13 protein-coding genes are annotated in these 16,343 nt (G+C 68.5%); 9 read left to right on the top strand and 4 right to left on the bottom strand.

Annotated elements, in window-relative coordinates; genetic code table 11:
- Nucleotides 1-342 precede the first annotated feature (342 nt).
- Entirely contained in the window at nucleotides 343-1,197 is an 855-nt protein-coding gene (locus tag MSM1_RS11460) for a hypothetical protein (protein WP_374101706.1), read from the top strand.
- Nucleotides 1,198-1,211: 14 nt separating this feature from the next.
- Here MSM1_RS11460 and MSM1_RS11465 read toward each other — a convergent pair whose 3' ends face one another.
- The gene (locus tag MSM1_RS11465) at nucleotides 1,212-1,625 is read right to left on the bottom strand and encodes a DUF5319 domain-containing protein (protein WP_213442262.1); all 414 of its coding nucleotides are present in this window, start codon (nucleotides 1,623-1,625) and stop codon (nucleotides 1,212-1,214) included.
- A 205-nt stretch (nucleotides 1,626-1,830) separates the two neighbouring features.
- Between MSM1_RS11465 and guaB the strand changes: the two genes are divergently transcribed.
- From guaB to MSM1_RS11480, 3 genes are all read left to right on the top strand, one after another.
- A complete protein-coding gene (gene guaB, locus MSM1_RS11470) occupies nucleotides 1,831-3,420 on the top strand; it encodes an IMP dehydrogenase (protein ID WP_213442264.1) in 1,590 nt (529 codons plus the stop codon).
- A gap of 71 nt (nucleotides 3,421-3,491) precedes the next feature.
- On the top strand, nucleotides 3,492-4,631 hold the full coding sequence (locus MSM1_RS11475; RefSeq protein WP_213442906.1) for a GuaB3 family IMP dehydrogenase-related protein: 1,140 nt from the start codon (nucleotides 3,492-3,494) through the stop codon (nucleotides 4,629-4,631).
- An 81-nt stretch (nucleotides 4,632-4,712) separates the two neighbouring features.
- Nucleotides 4,713-6,446 carry a GMC family oxidoreductase gene (locus tag MSM1_RS11480; protein ID WP_213442266.1) on the top strand — a complete coding sequence of 578 codons (1,734 nt, stop codon included), beginning with the start codon at nucleotides 4,713-4,715 and terminating at the stop codon, nucleotides 6,444-6,446.
- A gap of 21 nt (nucleotides 6,447-6,467) precedes the next feature.
- Here MSM1_RS11480 and MSM1_RS11485 read toward each other — a convergent pair whose 3' ends face one another.
- Nucleotides 6,468-7,370, bottom strand: coding sequence for a TauD/TfdA family dioxygenase (locus MSM1_RS11485; protein WP_213442907.1), 903 nt, complete (start codon nucleotides 7,368-7,370; stop codon nucleotides 6,468-6,470).
- An 86-nt stretch (nucleotides 7,371-7,456) separates the two neighbouring features.
- On the opposite strand from MSM1_RS11485, the gene MSM1_RS11490 reads away from it, so the two are divergent.
- Nucleotides 7,457-8,026 carry a TetR/AcrR family transcriptional regulator gene (locus tag MSM1_RS11490; RefSeq protein ID WP_213442268.1) on the top strand — a complete coding sequence of 190 codons (570 nt, stop codon included), beginning with the start codon at nucleotides 7,457-7,459 and terminating at the stop codon, nucleotides 8,024-8,026.
- 47 nt (nucleotides 8,027-8,073) lie between these two features.
- Here the strand turns inward: MSM1_RS11490 and MSM1_RS11495 are convergent, their stop codons facing one another.
- Together MSM1_RS11495 and MSM1_RS11500 are read right to left on the bottom strand one after the other, a co-directional pair.
- Complete coding sequence (locus tag MSM1_RS11495; RefSeq protein ID WP_213442270.1) at nucleotides 8,074-10,461, bottom strand: glycoside hydrolase family 65 protein; 2,388 nt, start codon at nucleotides 10,459-10,461, stop codon at nucleotides 8,074-8,076.
- A 2-nt stretch (nucleotides 10,462-10,463) separates the two neighbouring features.
- On the bottom strand, nucleotides 10,464-11,204 hold the full coding sequence (locus tag MSM1_RS11500) for a beta-phosphoglucomutase family hydrolase (protein ID WP_213442272.1): 741 nt from the start codon (nucleotides 11,202-11,204) through the stop codon (nucleotides 10,464-10,466).
- Nucleotides 11,205-11,525: 321 nt separating this feature from the next.
- Between MSM1_RS11500 and MSM1_RS11505 the strand changes: the two genes are divergently transcribed.
- From MSM1_RS11505 to MSM1_RS11520, 4 genes are all read left to right on the top strand, one after another.
- Nucleotides 11,526-12,326 (top strand): enoyl-CoA hydratase-related protein, encoded by an 801-nt coding sequence (locus tag MSM1_RS11505; protein WP_213442274.1) that lies wholly within the window; start codon nucleotides 11,526-11,528, stop codon nucleotides 12,324-12,326.
- Between the two features lie 27 nt (nucleotides 12,327-12,353).
- Nucleotides 12,354-13,946, top strand: a complete 1,593-nt coding sequence (gene guaA, locus MSM1_RS11510) for a glutamine-hydrolyzing GMP synthase (protein WP_213442276.1) — start codon at nucleotides 12,354-12,356, stop codon at nucleotides 13,944-13,946.
- 137 nt (nucleotides 13,947-14,083) lie between these two features.
- The gene (locus MSM1_RS11515; RefSeq protein ID WP_213442278.1) at nucleotides 14,084-14,758 is read left to right on the top strand and encodes a hypothetical protein; all 675 of its coding nucleotides are present in this window, start codon (nucleotides 14,084-14,086) and stop codon (nucleotides 14,756-14,758) included.
- Between the two features lie 40 nt (nucleotides 14,759-14,798).
- On the top strand, nucleotides 14,799-16,343 hold the full coding sequence (locus tag MSM1_RS11520) for a DNA polymerase Y family protein (protein ID WP_213442908.1): 1,545 nt from the start codon (nucleotides 14,799-14,801) through the stop codon (nucleotides 16,341-16,343).

Below are 16,343 nucleotides of genomic sequence, written 5' to 3' on the forward strand. Positions count from 1 at the left end.
TCCCTCTCTCATTAACCCCTATCGAGGCAAGTTCGCGAACGCGTGAGTCGTGCAACTGATTCGAGCGGTTGTCGCCGATGACTGCTCGCCGATGCTAAACGTACGGGTGCCGCACAAATTTAGTCAATAGCGGATCGGGTTGCCGAAAGCGTAATGATCGCTTACAAATTTACGTCTCGTTCACTGCCGTGATGCAATTTACCCCCGGTGAGGACCCGATCATGAAGTCGGCAGATGCCGCGATTTAGCAGCTTAAGTCCAGCTGCGAGAGAAGTCAGAATTGGCCAGCCGGTTCCTGCGGTTTAATATTGCGATAACATAATGACCACGAAGTTTTAACTAATGCGGTCCACGATCTCTGTGATTACCACCGGCCGCGATCCGGCGATCGAGACGGTGGACGCGAGGCTGACCGCCATTGCCTTCGGCAGCCAGCCCGGCCTCTGGCCGTTGCCGGCGGCGCGCACACCACAACAACTGTGGCTGCGGGCCGTCGCCGCCGCGGGACAGGGCCGTTACGGCAGCGCTCGCGCCGATCTCGCCGCGCTGCTACGCGGTCGCCCACCCGGGCGATTGGCCTCGCTGGCCCACAGTGCGCAGGGATCGTTTTTGCGTCAGCTCGGCTGGCACCAGGTGGCCCGGCGTTGGGACGGGCGCGCACTGGCGCTGGCCGGCACCGATCCGGAAGCCACCGGCGACGCACTGATCGGACTGGCCGCCGACGCGCTGGGGGTCGGGCGCTTCGCCGTTGCGGGGACATTGTTGAGCCGCGCGGGGTCCATACTGACCGCGTTCGAGGGGTCGCCGGAGCCCGCGCTCCGGCTGGCGGTGCGCCTGGAGTGGGTGACCGCAGAGCTGGCGATGGCCGTCGGCGACGGTGCCGCCGCGGTCGGTCATGCTCAGCGGGCGGTTGAGGCGGCGCGCACGGGCTTCGCGTCGGTACGGCACCGCGTGAAAAGCCAGGCGATACTGGCCGCCGCGTTGTGCGGCAGCGGCACCCTTGATCGGGCGCGCGTCATCGCCGATGCCGCTCTGGACGCCTGCGGTCGGTTGGGGCTGATTCCGCTGCGCTGGGCACTGGCTTGTCTGTTGATCGATATCGAAAGCTCAAGGTACCCAACACAATATCTGTGTACGATTCGCGACGGATGCGTGCAGCAGGTGCGCCGCGGCGGCGGGACATGGTACGGCCGCTGATGCCGGTCGTACGGTCAGCGACCCCGGCGGTACCTGTCGGCGTCCGATGTCGCCTCGTTCAGCGAAGCATCGGCGTAACCGCGGCAATAGTCCCAGGTGACGTAGGCGTCTGGCTCCGGGTCGTAAGCCGGCTCGTGCGGGCGCACCGTGCCGTCGATCAACAGTTGCAGCAGATTGGCCCGCAACATGTCCCAATCGTGGTAGTGGTCCTGCTGGCATTCGTCGCAGCACACCACCAGCCCGCGAATCCCCTTGGGCGCCAGTAGAGCCTCGTAAACGGCCAGATCCGCGAGGTCGCTTTCGACTGCCATCCGCTCTTGCGGATCCAGCGGCTGGGCGGACTCGACGTCATCCAATGCCGCCGACGGGTCATTGGGGTCGTCGGCAAACGGGTCGGGTGGCAAACCCGGTGGAAGATAGTCGCGCACGTCTCCACATTACGCCAGCCTCGCGGGTATCGCGCCAGCGACTCGGCCGTCGCAGCGCGTCGGCGGTCCCCGGGTGCCACGTCGTGCACTCACCGGGTCGCGACGTGCCCGCCTCGTCCCGGTGGCTGCGCGGCGCGCGTCGTCGTCGGGGCGGCGGAGAGCCGATAGGATAGGTTTCGCACCGCACGTCAGAAGGGCCTCATCCATGTCTGCTGGCATGCCCCCTGTGGAAGGCGGGGCCAACCGAATCGCCGGCCCCCCCGCCCGCGTCGGCGCCTTGGCCGGGGACACCGTGCCGACGGGCGGCGACGATCCGCGCAAGGTAGCGATGCTGGGGCTCACCTTCGACGACGTCTTGCTGCTGCCGGCGGCTTCGGACGTGGTGCCGGCCACCGCGGACATCGCCAGCAACCTCACCAGGAAGATCAGGCTGAAGGTGCCGCTGATCAGCTCGGCGATGGACACCGTGACCGAGTCGCGGATGGCTATCGCGATGGCCCGCGCCGGCGGCCTTGGGGTGCTGCACCGCAACCTGCCCGTCTCCGAACAGGCCGCGCAGGTCGAAACCGTGAAGCGATCCGAGGCAGGTATGGTCACCGATCCGGTCACCTGCCGCCCCGACGACACGCTGGCGCGAGTCGATGCGCTGTGCGCCCGCTTCCGGATCTCCGGGCTGCCCGTGGTCGACGACTCCGGCACGCTGGTGGGCATCATCACCAACCGCGATATGCGCTTCGAGGTCGACCACTCCAAGCGGGTCGCCGAGGTGATGACGAAGGCTCCGCTGATCACCGCCCAGGAGGGCGTGTCCGCCGACGCCGCGCTGGGCCTGTTACGCCGGAACAAGATCGAGAAGCTGCCGATTGTCGACGGGCACGGCAAGCTGACCGGGCTGATCACCGTCAAGGACTTCGTCAAAACCGAACAGCACCCGCTGGCCACCAAAGACACCGACGGTCGGCTGCTGGTGGGGGCCGCCGTCGGCGTGGGCGATGACGCCTGGGTGCGCGCGATGACGCTGGTCGACGCCGGTGTCGACGTCCTGGTCGTCGACACCGCGCATGCCCACAATCGGTTGGTGCTCGACATGGTCGGCAAGCTCAAGGCGGAAGTGGGTGACCGGGTTGAGGTGGTGGGCGGCAACGTCGCCACCAGAGCCGCGGCCGCCGCGCTCGTGGAAGCCGGTGCCGACGCGGTCAAGGTCGGTGTGGGCCCGGGGTCGATTTGCACCACGCGAGTGGTGGCCGGCGTCGGCGCCCCACAGATCACCGCAATTCTGGAAGCCGCCGCGGCGTGCGCCCCGGCGGGTGTGCCGGTAATCGCCGACGGGGGGCTGCAGTACTCCGGCGACATCGCCAAGGCCCTGGCCGCGGGCGCCTCCACCGCGATGCTGGGATCGTTGCTGGCCGGCACCGAGGAGGCGCCCGGCGAGCTGATCTTCGTCAACGGCAAGCAGTACAAGAGCTACCGCGGCATGGGCTCGCTGGCCGCGATGCAGGGCAGGGGTGAGGGGAGGTCCTACTCCAAGGACCGCTACTTCGCCGACGACGTTTTGTCTGAGGACAAGCTGGTGCCGGAGGGCATCGAGGGCCGGGTGCCGTTCCGTGGGCCGCTGGCCACGGTGATCCATCAGCTCACCGGTGGCCTGCGCGCCGCCATGGGATACACCGGCTCCGCTACCATCGAGGCGCTGCAGCGGGCGCAATTCGTCCGGATCACCGCGGCGGGTCTCAAGGAGAGCCACCCCCATGACATCACCATGACCGTCGAAGCGCCGAACTATTACGAGCGCTGAGTGAGACCCGCTTCAGCGAGCTCCTCGTGTTGGACCTCGACAAGTGCCAAGGCTGACCCCTGATGCGTGATCTGGTCGAGATCGGCATGGGCCGAACCGCGCGGCGCACCTACGAGCTCGCCGACGTCAACATTGTGCCGTCCCGGCGCACCCGGTCCTCGAAAGACGTCTCGACCGCCTGGCAGCTCGACGCCTACCGATTCGACATCCCCGTGGTCTCGCATCCCACCGATGCGCTGGTGTCACCCGAATTCGCCATCGAGCTCGGGCGGCTGGGCGGGCTGGGTGTGCTCAACGGCGAAGGCCTCATCGGGCGCCACCCCGACTACCACGCCAAAATCGCGCAGGTCATCGAGGCCGCTGAAAAAGAGCCCGAGCCCGCGGCGGCGATCAGGTTGCTGCAGCAGCTGCACGCTGCGCCGCTGGATCCCGATCTGTTGGGCGAGGCGGTCACGCGTGTCCGTGAGGCGGGGGTGACCACGGCGGTGCGGGTGAGCCCGCAAAACGCGCGGGCGCTGACCCCGGTGTTGGTGGCGGCCGGCATCGACCTGCTCGTCATCCAGGGCACGATCGTCTCCGCCGAGCGGGTCGCCCAGGATCGAGATGGCACCGGCGAGCCGCTCAACCTGAAGACGTTCATCTCCGAGCTCGATGTCCCGGTGGTGGCCGGCGGGGTGCTCGACCATCGCACCGCCCTGCACCTGATGCGCACCGGGGCCGCCGGGGTGATCGTCGGCTACGGCTCGACCCGGGGGGCGACCACCACCGATGAGGTGCTGGGCATCAGCGTGCCGATGGCCACCGCTATCGCCGACGCCGCCGCCGCCCGCCGGGAATATCTCGACGAGACCGGGGGGCGCTACGTGCACGTGCTGGCCGATGGGGATATCCATACCTCCGGCGAGCTGGCCAAGGCCATCGCCTGCGGTGCCGACGCGGTGGTGCTGGGCACACCGCTGGCCGGGGCGGCTGAGGCGCTTGGCGACGGGTGGTTCTGGCCGGCCGCCGCCGCGCACCCGTCGCTGCCGCGCGGAGCGCTGCTGCAGATCGCCGCCGGGGAACGACCGCCGCTGCGGCGGGTCCTTACCGGGCCATCCGACGATCCGTTCGGCTCGCTGAACCTGGTCGGTGGGCTGCGCCGGTCGATGGCCAAAGCCGGGTACTGCGAGCTGAAGGAGTTCCAGAAGGTCGGCCTGACCGTCAGCGGCTGAGTCTCGGCACGAGCAGACGCAAACGGCCCCAAATTGTCGTCGTGTCGGGGATCTTTGCGTCTGCTCGCCTAAGCTGGTGCGATGCAGCCGGATTACGACGTCTTGATTGTCGGATCGGGTTTCGGGGGCAGCGTTTCCGCGCTGCGGCTGACCGAGAAGGGCTACCGCGTCGGAGTGCTCGAGGCCGGCCGCCGCTTTTCCGACGGGGACTTCGCCAAGACTTCCTGGAATCTGCGCAAGTTCCTGTGGGCGCCGAAGCTGGGCTGCTATGGCATCCAGCGCATCCATTTGTTGCGCAACGTCATGATCCTGGCCGGCGCCGGCGTGGGCGGCGGATCGCTGAACTATGCCAACACGCTCTACGTGCCGCCGGAGTCGTTTTTCACCGACCGACAGTGGGGGCATATCACCGACTGGTACGCCGAATTGATGCCGCACTATGCGCAGGCGCAACGGATGCTGGGCGTGGTGCGCAACCCGACCATCACCGACGCCGACCGCATCATCAAGGAGGTGGCCGACGAGATGGGGTTCGGCGAGACTTGGGTGCCGACCCCCGTCGGGGTGTTCTTCGGTCCGGGTGGCGCCACAATGCCGGGCCGGGAGGTGCCCGACCCGTACTTCGGCGGGGCGGGACCGGCGCGCACCGGATGCGTGGAATGCGGCTCGTGCATGACGGGCTGTCGCTACGGTGCCAAGAACACCCTGGTGAAGAACTATCTTGGCCTTGCGGAATCGGCTGGTGCGCAGGTGATTCCGATGACGACGGTGACCGGGTTCCAGCAACGGGCCGACGGGGTGTGGGAGGTGTACGGCGTGCGCACCGGGCGCTGGCTGCGCAAGCAGAAACGCACGTTCACCGCCACGCATCTGGTGCTGGCCGCCGGCACGTGGGGCACTCAGCGGTTGTTGTTCACGATGCGCGACACGGGCAAGCTGCCCAAGCTGTCGGATCGGCTGGGCGTGCTGACCCGGACCAATTCCGAGTCGATCGTCGGCGCGTCCCGTATGCGGGTCAAACCCGACATGAACTTGACCCACGGGGTGGCCATCACCTCCTCGATACACCCGGCCCCTGACACCCACATCGAGCCGGTCCGCTACGGCAAGGGCTCCAACGCCATGGCCCTGCTGCAAACCCTGATGACCGACGGTCCCGGCCCGGAGGGCACCGCCGTGCCGCGATGGCTGCAGTTGTGCTACCGGGTCTGCCGGGATCCGCGGGTCCTGCTGTGGCTGCTGCCGCGGCGGTGGAGCGAGCGCACCGTGATCGTGCTGGTGATGCAAAACCTCGACAATTCGATCACCACGTTCACCAAGCGGGGGATCTTCGGCCGGCGCCGCTACACCAGCAAACAGGGCCACGGGCAGCCCAACCCGACGTGGATTCCGATCGGCAACACGGTCACACGCCGGATCGCCGAGAAAATCGACGGTGTCGCCGGCGGCACCTGGGGTGAGCTGCTCAACATTCCGCTGACCGCGCATTTCCTCGGCGGTGCGGCAATCGGCGACAGTCCGCAAACCGGCGTCATCGACCCGTATCATCGGGTGTACGGGTATCCGACGCTCTCGGTCCATGACGGGGCGGCGATCTCCGCCAATCTCGGTGTCAATCCCGCACTGTCCATCACCGCGCAAGCCGAGCGGGCGGTCTCGCTATGGCCGAACAAGGGCGAGGACGACCAACGGCCACGCCAAGGCGAGCCGTATCGCCGGCTGGACCCGATCCCACCGCGCCATCCGGTGGTGCCGCCCGGCGCTTGGGGCGCGCTGCGCTGGTCGCCGACCGATCCGCTCGGTTGGGCGCGCTGAACTCGCTGCGGCGAACGCCCGTCAGGCCGCGACCGGCTCCAGGAGCGCGCCGCCGACCACCCGGCTGGGTTGACCGTGCACGTCGACGGGCACGTCGCCCATCACGGTGACGCGGTGCATGAGCCGGTACTGGTCGTCGTAGTCGTCGATTGCCCGGTGCTGAGTGGCCCGGTTATCCCAGATGGCGACGTCGCCAGCCTCCCAGTTCCACCGAATCGTGTTCTCGGGCATAGTGATACGCCGTTGCAGCAACTCCAGCAGCGCATGTGACTCGTGGTCGTCCAGGCCGAGGAACGCGCGCACGAAACCCCCTGCCACCAGCGTGCGCTCACCGGTCTCCGGGTGCACCCGCACCACCGGATGCTCGGTGCGGAAGTCCGGCGTCTCGAACGCATCGCGAAACGCCCGCTGCTTGTCGGTCCGCGCTTGCGGGTGCACGTAGTCGAATTGGTTGGTGTGCAGCGCCCAGAGGCTTTCGGTAAGGCGCTTGAGCGGTTCGGGCAGCGCCGCGTAGGCGGCCGCGGTCGAGGCCCACAGCGTCGACCCGCCGTAGCTGGGCAGCGTGACCGCCCGCAGGATCGATGCCGCGGGGTAGTTGGCGGCGAACGTCATGTCGGTATGCCAGCGGGTGGCTTTGCCGTAGTCGGAGTCGATCGGCGTAATGATCGGCTCGTTCTCCAGCGCGAGATACTTCGTAGCCGGGTGGCCGATCGGCGTGCCCAGCAGCCGCGCGAACGCGAGCTGCTGGTCGTCGTCGAGGTGGTGCTGGTCGCGGAAGAAGATCACCCTGTGGGTCAACAGCGCCCGGCGAATTTCGGAGACCGTGGCGGCATCGAGGTCGCCGCCGAGCCGCACCCCGTCGACCCGGGCGCCGATGCGACTGCCCAGCTTCGTCACGGTCAGCGGTGTTGTCGAGGGTCTCATGGTCGAGGGGGTCATGGTGTTCCTTTCAGCAATTGACCCGGCAGTGTAGTCATGCGACTACACTGCTTATGGGCTAGTGTAGTCATGTGACTACGGAGGGCGCAACCGCGAAGCGCGCCGAAATACCCGTCGGCCGGGAAGAGGTGGCGGCGGCCGTGCTGGCCGCCGCGGCCGACCTGTTCGCCGAGCGAGGTCCGGCCGCGACGTCGATCCGCGACATCGCGGCCCGCTCGAAGGTGAACCACGGCCTGGTGTTTCGCCATTTCGGCACCAAAGACCAGCTGGTCGGGGCGGTGCTCGATCACCTGGGCATGACGACCGACAAACTGGCGCAGGCCGGGGCGCCCGCCCGGGAGGTAGAACGGGCTTTCGACCGGCACATCCGGGTGATGGCCCGGGCACTTCTCGACGGCTATCCGGCCGGGCAGCTGCAGACGCGGTTTCCCGGCGTGTCGCAGCTGCTCGACCGGGTGCGCCCGCGCCACCATGACGACCGCAGCGCGCGACTGGCGGTCGCCCACGCCGTTGCCCTGCAACTGGGCTGGCGGCTATTCGAGTCGTTCCTGCGCTCGGCGGCCGGCATCGACGAGATGACCGAAGCGGAGCTGCGCGAGGCGGTACGCGCCGAGGCCGCCCGGATCGTCGAGCCGCGCTGAGCGCAGCAGATCCCCGGGACAGCTACGGACGGCCCACCGATGCGCCGTCAGTCCACCTGGCTGACCGCGGGCGCCCGAGGCCTGACGAGCCTCCGGCGTGTCGGCTCACGGCCCGGCGGCTGCTGTGGGGGCGGCAGCAAGGGCACCCGGGGTTGCAGGCCAACGGTCGAGGGCGCATCCGTGCTCAGCGTGAGATCCTCGCCGGCATGGCGGATGGTCAGCGAACCGCCCGGCCCATCGCGCAGGGTGTAGGTGACATCGGCGTGGGTGACATGGACGGTGAGCCGAAACCCGTGCCAGCGCAACCGAAACCGCAGATCCGAGATGCCATCAGGCAGGGCCGGGTTCAGCGATAGCACACCCTCGTCGTCGCGTACCCCGCCGAAGCCGGCGACCAGCGCAATCCAGGCGCCGGCCAGTGACGCCATGTGCAGGCCGTCGCGGGTATTGTGGTGCAGGTCGCGCAGGTCGATCAGCGCCGCCTCATAGGCATAGTCGTGCGCAAGATCCAGATGCCCGACCTCCGCGCACATCCCCGCCTGGGTGCAGGCCGACAACGACGAGTCGCGCACCGTGCGCCGTTCGTAGTAGTCGACGTTGCGGGCCTTCTGCTCGGGGGTGAACGCGTGGCTGTGCCATTGCATCGCCAGCACCAGGTCGGCCTGCTTGATCACCTGGGCCGAGTAGAGCCGGACATACGGCGCGTGCAGCAACAACGGGTAGGTCGTGTTGGCTTTGAAGTCCCACTCCGCAAGGGTGGTGAAGCCCTCGCATTGCTGGTGCACGCCCAGCTCGTCGTCGTAGGGAATGTGCGCCGCGTCCGCGGCGTCGCGCCAGGCGGCCATCTCCTCGGTGCTGACACCCATCGCGTGTGCCGCGTCCGGATGGCGGGTGCACGCCTCGGCGGCAGTGCGCAGATTGTGCGCCGCCATCAGGTTCGTGAACACGTTATCGCGAACGACGGCGGTGTACTCGTCGGGGCCGGTCACTCCGTCGAGGTGCCAAACGCCGTGGCGATCGTGGTGTCCGAGCGACAGCCAGAGTCGCGCGGTTTCGACCAGCACCGCCAGGCCGCACTCCTTTTCCAGCGAGTCGTCCCCGGTGACCACCCGGTAGCGCTCGAATGCCGCCGCGATGTCGGCGTTGATGTGCCAGGCTGCGGTGCCGGCCGGCCAGTAGGCCGAGCATTCCTGCCCGCGAATGGTGCGCCAGGGGAAGCACGCGCCGGCAAGACCGAGCTGGGCCGCGCGCTCCTTGGCCAGGTGCAGTATCGATGCCCGCCACCGCAGCGCGTCGGCGGCCGCGCGCGGGGCGGTATAGGTGAGCACCGGTAACACGAAGGCCTCGGTGTCCCAAAAGGCGTGCCCATCATAGCCGGTGCCGGTGAGTCCCTTGGCCCCGATCGCGCGCCGCTCGGCGCGCGCGCTGGCCTGCAACAGGTGAAAGAGCCCGAACCGCACGGCTTGCTGGCTTTCCGGATCGCCCTCGACTTCGACGTCGGCGCTGTCCCAGAAGTCGTCGAGGTAGGCGCGCTGCGCGTCCAGCAGCCCCTGCCAGCCGGAATAGCGGGCGCCGGTCAGCGCAGCGGCGGCCTGATCGCGCAGCGCGGGACGGGAGCGCAGACTCGACCAGCCGTAACCGAGGTATTTGACGATGCGCAGTTTCTGCCCCGGGCGAAGCCCGCAGATCACCGTGGTCCGGGCCAGATCCGGGCGGGCGTCGGTGGAGACTTCGACCCGGCCGGGCACCTCGATCTCATGGTCCATCGCCGCGGCCATCATCAGTCCGCTGGCCTTGGTCCGGTGCATCAGCAGCGCTCCCTGGCCGATCTGCTCGTGTTCGACGGCCTCCAATGGGTGCTCCAAGACGGCCGCCACCCTCGGGTCCCCCGAGAACTCCGGCTGATCCTCGTTGGTCACCAGCTCGGATTGCACCGTTATCCGGCAGAATTCGTCGAGCGCTTCGACGATGTACTCGATCGCGGCGACGGCGCGGTGCGCCAGCGACACCAGCCGGGTGGAGCAGACCTTGACCTGCTTGCCCGCCGGTGAGCGCCAGTGCGCGTGGCGGGTCAGTGTCCCGGCCCGCAAGTCGAGAACCCGCTCGTGGCTGATCAATTCGCCGTAGCGGACATCGAACGGCTCGTCGCCGACGAACAGCCGCAGGATCTTGCCGTTGGTGACGTTGACAACGGTCTGGCCGGCCTCCGGATACCCGTAGCCGGCCTCGGCGTACGGCAGCGGGCGAACTTCGTAGAAAGAGTTCAAATAGGTGCCCGGCAGCCCCCACGGCTCGCCCTCGTCAAGGTTGCCCCGTAACCCGATGTGGCCGTTAGACAGCGCAAACACCGACTCCGACTGCGCCAGGATGTTCAAGTCCAGCCGGGTCTCGCGGACGTGCCAGGGTTCGACGGTAAAGGCTTCCTCGGTGATCATGATCAGGCCTCCAGCAGTTCCGCAAGGTCGGTCACCACGACGTCGGCGCCGTTGCGGCGCAACTCCTCGGCGTGGCCCACCCGGTCCACCCCGACGACGAAGCCGAAGTTGCCCGCCCGGCCCGCCGCCACGCCGGACACCGCGTCCTCGAAGACCGCCGCCGCATCGGGGGTGACGTCGAGCAACTGGGCGGCGCGCAAAAACGAGTCCGGCGCGGGCTTGCCGGCGAGGTGCTCCTCGCGCAGGGTCACGCCGTCGACTCGCTGGTGGACAAACCTGTCCAAACCGCTGGCCTGCAGCACCTCGCGGGTGTTGGCGCTGGCGGATACCACCGCCACGCCGAGGCCGGCGTCGGTGACCGCCTGGAGGTAACGTCGCGAGCCCTCGAACACCGCGACCCCATCCTCATGCAAGGTCTTCTGGAACATGTCGTTTTTGCGGCGGCCCAGCGCGTACACGGTCTCGGCGTCGGGGGGATCGTCCGGGCCGCCGTCGGGCAGCCGGATGCCGCGACTGTCCAGAAATGACCGCACGCCGTCTTCGCGCTTCTTGCCGTCCACGTATCGCAGGTAGTCGGTGTCCACGTCGAAGGGGACGAACTTCTCGCCGGTGCGCTCGGCCCGCCGGGAAAGGTACTCATCGAACGTGGCCTTCCACGCCCTGGCGTGCACGCTCGCGGTGTCGGTGAGCACACCGTCGAGGTCAAACAGACAGGCGCGCACGGTATTCGGCAGACCCAGCATTGGACCTCGCTTCCCGGGCAGGTCGGGCGGCACCGCGTCAGCATGCCCGCTTGGGTGGCACTGGCCAGTCCAGTCCGCGGCCAGTACGCGGCTAGGCCAGTATCACGTCGATCTCTTGATTGCGCATCCTCGGACCAAGCGCGGACGCGTTCCCCGGCGCGAATCCGGGCATGAAGTCAGCGAATGCACGTCTTCACCTATATATCAGGCGCGCCGGCGCGCCCATGAAACACCCGCGCGGGTAGTCTGCGGGTAGTCTGAGAGATCGCCGTTCAAGGGGGAGGCACACGACCGACGCTCCGCTCCGGAGAGGGCCACACCATGAGCTATCGGCATATCACCGTCGACGGTGACCGGTTCGTCACCATCTGCATGAACCGCCCCGAGCGCCGCAACGCGTTGTCCCTCGATCACATGCTGGAGTTGATCGACGCGTTTCGGGTCGCCGGCGCCTCGGACTGCAGCGGAGTCATCTTGGCCGGCGCGGGCCCGGTGTTTTGCGCCGGCCACGACTTCGCCGACATGGTGGGTCAAGACCTCGGCTTTATGCGTCACCTTCTCGGTGTCTGCGCCGAGCTGATGGCGAGCATGCAGTCGATCCGCCAGCCGGTGATCGCGAAAGTCCAGGGGCTGGCCACCGCGGCGGGCTGCCAGTTGGTGTGCTCGTGCGATCTGGCGGTGGCATCGACCGAGGCGGGTTTCGCTCTTCCCGGCGGGAAGGGTGGCTGGTTTTGCCACACGCCGCTGGTCGCGGTGGCGCGGTCGGTCGAGCGCAAGCGAGCGTTGGAAATGGCCTTCACCGGCGACCCCATCGATGCCCACACCGCGCTGCAGTGGGGCATGGTCAACCGGGTGGTCCCCCCCGACCAGCTCGACGCCGCCACCACCGATCTGCTGGCTCGTGCCACCCGGGGGAGCTTTGCCTCCAAGGCGCTGGGCAAGGCGGCGTTTTACGCCCAGGTCGATCTCGACCAGCCCAAAGCCTATGCGCATGCCGTCGAAGTGATGGCCGCGGCCAGCCAGCTTCCCGACGCCCGGGAAGCCATGGCCGCCTTTTTAGAGAAGCGCCCGGCGGTGTGGGCAGAGCCGACTGCGCTGGGGCACAAACCGGCTCAGGGCTGACGCGCGGCGCCACTAAACTCGCTGCTAATGGCCGAATCCGCTGACCTCGATACTGCCGGGCCCCGCCCCGTGCTGGTCGTCGATTTCGGCGCTCAATACGCGCAGCTGATCGCCCGGCGGATCCGGGAGGCGCGGGTGTTTTCGGAGGTCATCGGCCACACCGCCTCGATCGAGGAGATCAAGGCCCGCAGGCCGCGGGCCGTCGTGCTCTCCGGTGGGCCGGCCAGCGTCTACGCCGAGGGGGCCCCGCAACTTGATCCGGCGCTATTCGAGCTGGGCGTGCCGGTGTTCGGCATCTGCTACGGCTTTCAGGCCATGACCCAGGCCCTCGGTGGCACCGTCGAACGCACCGGGACCAGCGAATACGGGCGCACCGAACTGAAAACTTTGGGCGGCGAATTGCATTCAGAGCTGCCCGAGACCCAGCCGGTCTGGATGAGCCACCGGGATGCCGTCAGCGTGGCACCGGATGGGTTCGACGTGGTGGCCACCAGCCCGGGCTCGCCGGTGGCGGCCTTCGAAGACCGCACGCGGCGCCTGGCCGGGGTGCAATACCACCCCGAGGTGATCCACACCCCGCACGGCCAACAGGTGCTGAGCCGGTTTCTGCACGAGTTCGCCGGGATCGGTGCCCAGTGGACCGCAGCCAACATCACCGATGCACTGATCGAGCAGGTACGCAACCAGATCGGTGCTGGCCGCGCGATTTGCGGGCTGTCCGGCGGTGTGGATTCCGCGGTGGCTGCGGCGCTGGTGCAGCGCGCCATCGGCGACCGGTTGACGTGCGTCTTCGTCGATCACGGCCTGTTGCGCGCCGGAGAGCGCGCGCAGGTGCAGCGCGATTTCGTAGCCGCTACCGGCGCCAACCTGGTCACCGTGGATGCGGCGGCGACCTTCCTGGATGCGCTGTCGGGGGTGACCTCGCCCGAGGGCAAGCGCAAGATCATCGGCCGGCAGTTCATTCGGGCCTTCGAGAGCGCGGTGCGAGACATCCTGGGCGACAGTGCTTCTGGGGCTGCTGGCGAAAACATCGAGTTTCTGGTGCAGGGCACGCTGTATCCGGACGTGGTGGAGTCCGGGGGCGGCAGCGGCGCCGCGAACATCAAAAGCCACCACAACGTCGGCGGGCTGCCCGGCGACTTGAAGTTCAAACTTGTCGAGCCGCTGCGCCTGCTGTTCAAAGACGAGGTGCGCGCGGTCGGTCGCGAGTTAGGCCTGCCGGAGGAGATCGTTGCGCGCCAGCCCTTTCCGGGCCCGGGTCTGGCTATCCGGATTGTCGGGGAGGTTACCGCCCAACGGCTGGACACGTTGCGGCGCGCGGACGCGATCACGCGGGAGGAACTGACCGCCGCCGGCCTGGACGGCCTGATCTGGCAGTGCCCGGTGATCCTGCTGGCCGACATCCGCTCGGTCGGCGTGCAAGGTGACGACCGCACCTATGGGCATCCGATCGTGCTGCGGCCGGTGTCTAGCGAGGACGCGATGACCGCCGACTGGGCCCGGGTGCCCTACGAGGTGCTGGAGCGCATCTCGACCCGGATCACGAACGAGGTTCCCGAGGTCAATCGCGTGGTGCTGGACATCACCAGCAAGCCGCCGGCCACCATCGAGTGGGAGTAGCCCGTAAAGCCCGTAAGAGCCCAGCTTCGCCTTCGGGGCCCTTGACGTTGTCGGGGAGGCGGTGTTTACTCAATTGATCGAACATTTATTCGAAAACAGTGGACCAACCTGGCTCGAGGGTCACGCCGGAGGTGATTATGGCGGCGCTCCTTGTTCGCGACCACCGGGATGGCGGCCTCGCCGAGCGGCTGACGGTGCTGCGCGGGCAGATGGCGGCGGTGTCCGGGAAGGTCGGTGCCGGGCGGCGAGGGCACGCTGACCGGGACGTTCTGGACTCAGAAACTCGGTTGCCCATTCCGCAGGCGCTGGCAGACGTGCTGCCTGATGCGGTGCCACGGGGAACGGTGGCGGTGTTGTCGGGGGCCCGCTCGCTGCTGCTGGGCATGGTGGCCGCGGTAACTGCGGCGGGCGGGAACACGGTCCTTGTCGGGCAGCCCGATATCGGACTGCTCGCCGCCGTGGAGATGGGGGCGGACCTGAGCCGGCTTGCGGTGATTCCCGATCCCGGGACCGATCCGGTGGAGGTGGCAGCGGTGCTTCTGGACGGGATGGATGTGGTTGTTCTCGGCTTAAGCGGTCGCTCGGTGCCGCCGGCGCGGGCGCGCGCGGTAGCAGCCCGTGCCCGTCATAAAGGCTGCACCCTGCTAGTCACCGACGGCGACTGGCGCGGGACGGCGATACGTCTGCAGGCCCGGGTCTGCGGCTATGAGACCACCTGCGGCACTGCCGTTCCCGGTTTCGGACGGATCGCTGGGGTGCGGCTTCAGGTCCGCCGGGTGGGGGGACGGGCGGTCCGGACGCCGACGGGGTGAGGTGGGCGTGGTGGTTTCCCGGGTCCTGGCGCTCTGGTGCATGGACTGGCCCGCGGTCGCCGCGGCGGCGGCCGCGGGGCTGCCCGCGACGGCCCCGGTCGCGATAACCCTGGCCAACCGGGTGATCGCCTGCTCATCGGCTGCGCGTTCGGCAGGAGTGCTGCGGGGGTTGCGGCGGCGGGACGCGGTGGCCCGCTGCCCGCAACTACACGCCGTGACGGCGGACACCGACCGCGACGCCCGCTTTTTCGAAAAGGTAGTCGCGGCGGTAGCCGAGCTGGCGCCCCGCGCTGAGGTGCTGCGGCCGGGACTGCTGGTGTTGCCGGTGCGTGGGGTGGCCCGCTTCTTCGGGTCCGAGCAGCACGCCGCCGAGCGGTTGACCGACGCGGTGGCCGCGGTCGGCGTCGAATGCCAGGTCGGCATCGCCGACCGGTTGTCCACCGCGGTGTTCGCCGCGCGTGCGGGCCGTGTAGTGGAGCCCGGAGAAGACGCGCGGTTTCTGTCGGCGCTGTCGATCCGCCAACTCTGCGTCGAGCCCAGCTTGTCCGGTCCGGGGCGGGAAGCGTTGACGGATCTGCTGTGGCGGATGGGGATTCGCACTATTGGGCAGTTCGCTGCGCTGGCGCGCGCCGACGTCGCTTCGCGGTTCGGCGCCGACGCGGTGGCCGCGCACCGATTCGCCTGTGGCGAACCGGAACGCGCGCCGTCGGGGCGGGTGCCGCCGGCGGCGCTCGAGGCCGTGCTGCGCTGCGATCCACCGGTCGACCGGGTTGACGCCGCAGCGTTTGCCGGGCGCTCGCTGGCGGCCACATTGCATCAGACGCTGCTGGCTGCCGGGGTGGCCTGCACCCGGCTGGCCATTCATGCCGTCACCGCCAATGGCGAAGAGCTGCAACGGGTATGGCGGTGCGCCGAGCCGTTGACAGAGGATGCCACCGCCGATCGGGTGCGCTGGCAGCTGGATGGGTGGTTGCACAATCGAACCGCCGCCGATCGCCCCGCAGCCCCGGTGGTGCTGTTACGGCTGCAGGCGGTGGAGGTGGTTTCCGGCGAGGCGCTGCAGTTGCCGTTGTGGGGCGGTCCCGGTGAGGACGACAGGCTGCGGGCCCGTCGGGCACTGGCGCGGGTGCAGAGCCTGCTCGGCCACCAGGCGGTGCAGGCACCGGTGCTCAGCGGGGGCCGCGGGCCGGCCGAGCGCATCACCTTGTCGCCGCTGGGGGATCCGCCGGTGCCCCGAGCCGACCCGGGCCGGCCGTGGCCCGGTCAGCTGCCCGAGCCCTCACCGGCGGTGCTGCTCGACGATCCGGTGGATTTGCTTGATGCTCAAGGCAATCCAGTAAGGGTAACCAGCCGCGGGCTGTTCTCCGCCGATCCGGCGCGGCTGATCGCCCACGGTCGAGACAACCAGCTGCGCTGGTGGGCCGGACCCTGGCCGGTTGACGAGCGGTGGTGGGATCCGGATCGCGGGGCGGCCCGGCGGGGCCGCGCCGCGCGCGCCCAGATGTTGCTGGAGGGCGACCCCGGTATCGCGCTGCTGCTGTGCTACCGCCAGCGACGCTGGTATCTGGAGGGCCGCTACGAGTAG

The organism is Mycobacterium sp. SM1 (assembly GCF_018361265.1).
In the GTDB taxonomy this organism is placed as follows: Bacteria; Actinomycetota; Actinomycetes; order Mycobacteriales; family Mycobacteriaceae; genus Mycobacterium.